Below are 3,193 nucleotides of genomic sequence, written 5' to 3' on the forward strand. Positions count from 1 at the left end.
CGTACTACTTAGATTGAAAAACATCTATAAAATCACTCGCTTAAAGGATTTGAAAAACGAGTGGTTATTCGTGTAAGTGATAAAAAGAAGAATTATAGCAAAGTCACCAAATTGCTAGTTAAGCCTATTGTATTATGTTTTTCTTAAGATTTCCTTAAGTTTTCTTAAGTTTTTACAGAAATTTAAATTTGTCCAAAAAAAAAATAGGCATGATTATTCTAAGGGCATGAAAAGTATAATCGCCTATTTCGTAAGTGAGTATACTGATTCAAACTTAAATAAACCTTAAAAGATGTGAAGATACAAATTAAGAATTCTAGAAAATGTTATTGATGTGGTGATGATACTATATGGAAATGAAGTGGATACTGTATTAGAAAAGGTGATAACTTTTCTTCCTAAATTTGAAATCTATAAGAATAATGAATATATAGGTTGTTTATCGAAAGAACTATCTTTCTTTACTCCACATTATTACATTGACTACAACGGATGGCATATTGATGGAACTCTTACTGAATGGAACTATACAATTGTGGATGAAAGCTATGATATTGTAGCGATTATTCGTATAGAAATATTTAATGTAACCGATACTTATGTCATTGATGTCAAAGATCCAGAAAATGCATTGGATGCGCTTATGTTTGTCTTGGCTATTGATGCAAAAAAGTGTACTAGAAACAAGCGACAAAATTTTTAGCACTCATCTCTTGACTGTGCCAAATAATTGTACTATGATATTAGCAGTTAAATGACATAAGTGCTAAGGAGGATTCAATATGCGCTATTACCCTAATTATTTTGATGACTTTTTCAACGATACTAAAAAACAAGATACAAATACTGTATTAAGAACAGACATTTATGAAAAAGACGGATATTATCAAATCTGCATGGAGGTTTGTGGTATTCAAAAAGAAAATATTCAAATCGAATTAAAAGATGGCTACTTAAAGATCACAGCTACTCGTAATATCAACAAAGAAGATACGCGTGTGCTTCGTCAAGAAAGATTTACTGGAACTTATTCTCGTTCTTTCTATATTGGTGAAGGCTACAAACAAGAGGATATCAAAGCTCATTTTGACAATGGTGAATTATTTATCTTATTGCCTACAAAACCAGTTAAGCATGAAGAAGAAACAAGATATATCAATATTCAATAGTGAGAGACTTGCGTCTCTCATTTTTTGGATTATACTATTCTTAATCAAGTGGAGGTATAGATAATGAGTGTATTAGATCAAAATATTGCGATCTTCAAATATTTTGAAGAAATCTCAAAGATTCCTCATGGATCATTTCATGAAGAAAAAATCGCAGACTATATAGAAAGTTTTGCGAAGGAACACGATTTTAAATATGTTCGTGATGACATGAATAATGTGATTATTTATAAGGGTGCTACACCAGGCTATGAAAATCACGATACCGTCATGTTGCAGGCGCATATGGATATGGTGTGTGAAAAAAACAACGATGTCGATTTTGACTTTGAAAACGATGCTTTAAATTTATATGTTGAAGATGGCTGGTTAAAAGCGAAAGGAACAACATTAGGTGCTGATGATGGATTTGGAGTTAGCTACATGTTAGCCATTTTAAGTGATGATACTCTAAAACATCCAAACCTAGAATGTGTATTTACTGTACAAGAAGAAGTGGGCCTATTAGGATCTATCAATCTAAAAAAGGAATACTTCAATGCCAAAAAGATGATTGGTCTTGATGGTGGTGGTGAAGTTAGTACTTGCACCACAACAAGTGGTGGTCGCTATGCCTATGTCGATAAACCATGCACGTTTGAAGAAGTAAATAAACCAACCTATAAACTTATTGTCAAAGGATTAGATGGAGGTCATTCAGGTGCTTGCATTGATCAAGAAAAGGGTAACTCCATTAAAATCTTATTTAGAGTTCTGCAAACATTAAAAGATCTTCAAATCGTATCTGTAAATGGTGGATTGAAAGAAAATGCGATTCCTAGAGAAGCAGAAGCAATTTTCGTTTCAGACATTAAGCCAAATATTGATTCTATCGTAAAAGATCTAAAAACAGAATTTGAATTTAGTGATAGTAAACTCGACATTCAATTGGAAGAAACAGACAAAGCGACTAAAGCTTTTACTTTAAAAGATACAAACGAATTGATTACACTATACTACTTACTACCAAATGGTTTGCAGCATAAATCTATGGCCATTGAAGGATTAACTCTAGCTTCCCTTAACTTAGGTAAGCTAAGAACAGAAGACAATGTTGTAAAATGTGCATTCTGTATTCGTTCCCCATTAGAATCTATGAAAAATGAATTAGGCAATAAAATCAATATGATTGCACAATTATGTCATGCAACTGAACATGAAGATACAAACTTCTGTGGCTGGAACTATGAAGCTAACAGTCCATTAAGAGAAAAATTAAAAGAAATCTTAAAAAAACAAGGTGTAGAAATGGAAACGGAAGCATCCCACGGCGGTATGGAAACGGGTATTCTAAAAGGATTGATTCCAGATTTAGATATCATCACATACGGCCCTATTGCCGAAGGTTGCCATACGCCAGAAGAAAAACTAAACCTAGAATCTTTTCAAAAAGCATATAAAAACTTATGCGATTTGATTGCAGAATTGTAAGAGAAGTCTATACTTCTCTTTTATTTTGTGCTATAATATTTAAGCACATGGCGCGTTCGGCAAGCGGTTAAGCCACAGCCCTCTCAAGGCTGTATCACGGGTTCGAATCCCGTACGCGCTACCATTTATCAATTACTCCTTTACATAAAGGAGTTTTTATTATTCTTATATTAGAGATATACTTTTTATATACACTTATTTCAAAATTCTTGTTTTTCAATTTCATACAAAAAGTGTAATTTATATGAAGAACAGAAAGGATATGCATTGATATAATGTTAGAACTCTTAGGAAGACTTTTAGTACTTAGTGCATTCATGAAATTACTTTACGCTATGTACTTAAGATACAGAGATTGGTAAATGTAGTACATATACATAGAAAGGACTAATCTTTATAATGTTAGAAAAATTAGGGATATTTTTTATGGCTTAACAGATACATTGGTGACTTGTTAATATATTCGACATTAATAATGTCTATTTAAGAATTATTGTATAGGTGTAAACGAAAGAGAGACTACACTTATGACAAGAACTTCAAAATATTTAAAC

The 3,193-nt window shown here is 32.0% G+C and carries 3 protein-coding genes and 1 tRNA gene; all 4 read left to right on the top strand.

What is annotated here, in order from left to right; translation table 11 throughout:
- Positions 1 to 340 precede the first annotated feature (340 nt).
- The 4 genes from FYJ55_RS10345 to FYJ55_RS10360 all read left to right on the top strand — a co-directional run bounded on the left by FYJ55_RS10345 (position 341) and on the right by FYJ55_RS10360 (position 2,763).
- Positions 341 to 703, top strand: coding sequence for an LURP-one-related/scramblase family protein (locus FYJ55_RS10345; RefSeq protein ID WP_229771164.1), 363 nt, complete (start codon positions 341 to 343; stop codon positions 701 to 703).
- Positions 704 to 782: 79 nt separating this feature from the next.
- Positions 783 to 1,169, top strand: coding sequence for an Hsp20/alpha crystallin family protein (locus tag FYJ55_RS10350; RefSeq protein ID WP_154556755.1), 387 nt, complete (start codon positions 783 to 785; stop codon positions 1,167 to 1,169).
- Between the two features lie 63 nt (positions 1,170 to 1,232).
- Positions 1,233 to 2,639: a beta-Ala-His dipeptidase gene (pepD, locus tag FYJ55_RS10355; RefSeq protein ID WP_154556756.1), complete on the top strand. Its 1,407-nt coding sequence runs from the start codon at positions 1,233 to 1,235 to the stop codon at positions 2,637 to 2,639.
- Between the two features lie 49 nt (positions 2,640 to 2,688).
- Positions 2,689 to 2,763, top strand: a tRNA-Glu gene (locus FYJ55_RS10360).
- Positions 2,764 to 3,193 lie beyond the last annotated feature (430 nt).

The sequence above is a fragment of the Holdemanella porci genome (genome assembly GCF_009696075.1).
Taxonomy (GTDB): Bacteria; Bacillota_I; Bacilli_A; order Erysipelotrichales; family Erysipelotrichaceae; genus Holdemanella; species Holdemanella porci.

Coding starts and splice junctions, on each gene's coding strand:
- FYJ55_RS10345 (WP_229771164.1), top strand. CDS start 341: ATGATACTATATGGAAATGAAGTGGATACTGTATTAGAAAAGGTGATA.
- FYJ55_RS10350 (WP_154556755.1), top strand. CDS start 783: ATGCGCTATTACCCTAATTATTTTGATGACTTTTTCAACGATACTAAA.
- pepD (WP_154556756.1), top strand. CDS start 1,233: ATGAGTGTATTAGATCAAAATATTGCGATCTTCAAATATTTTGAAGAA.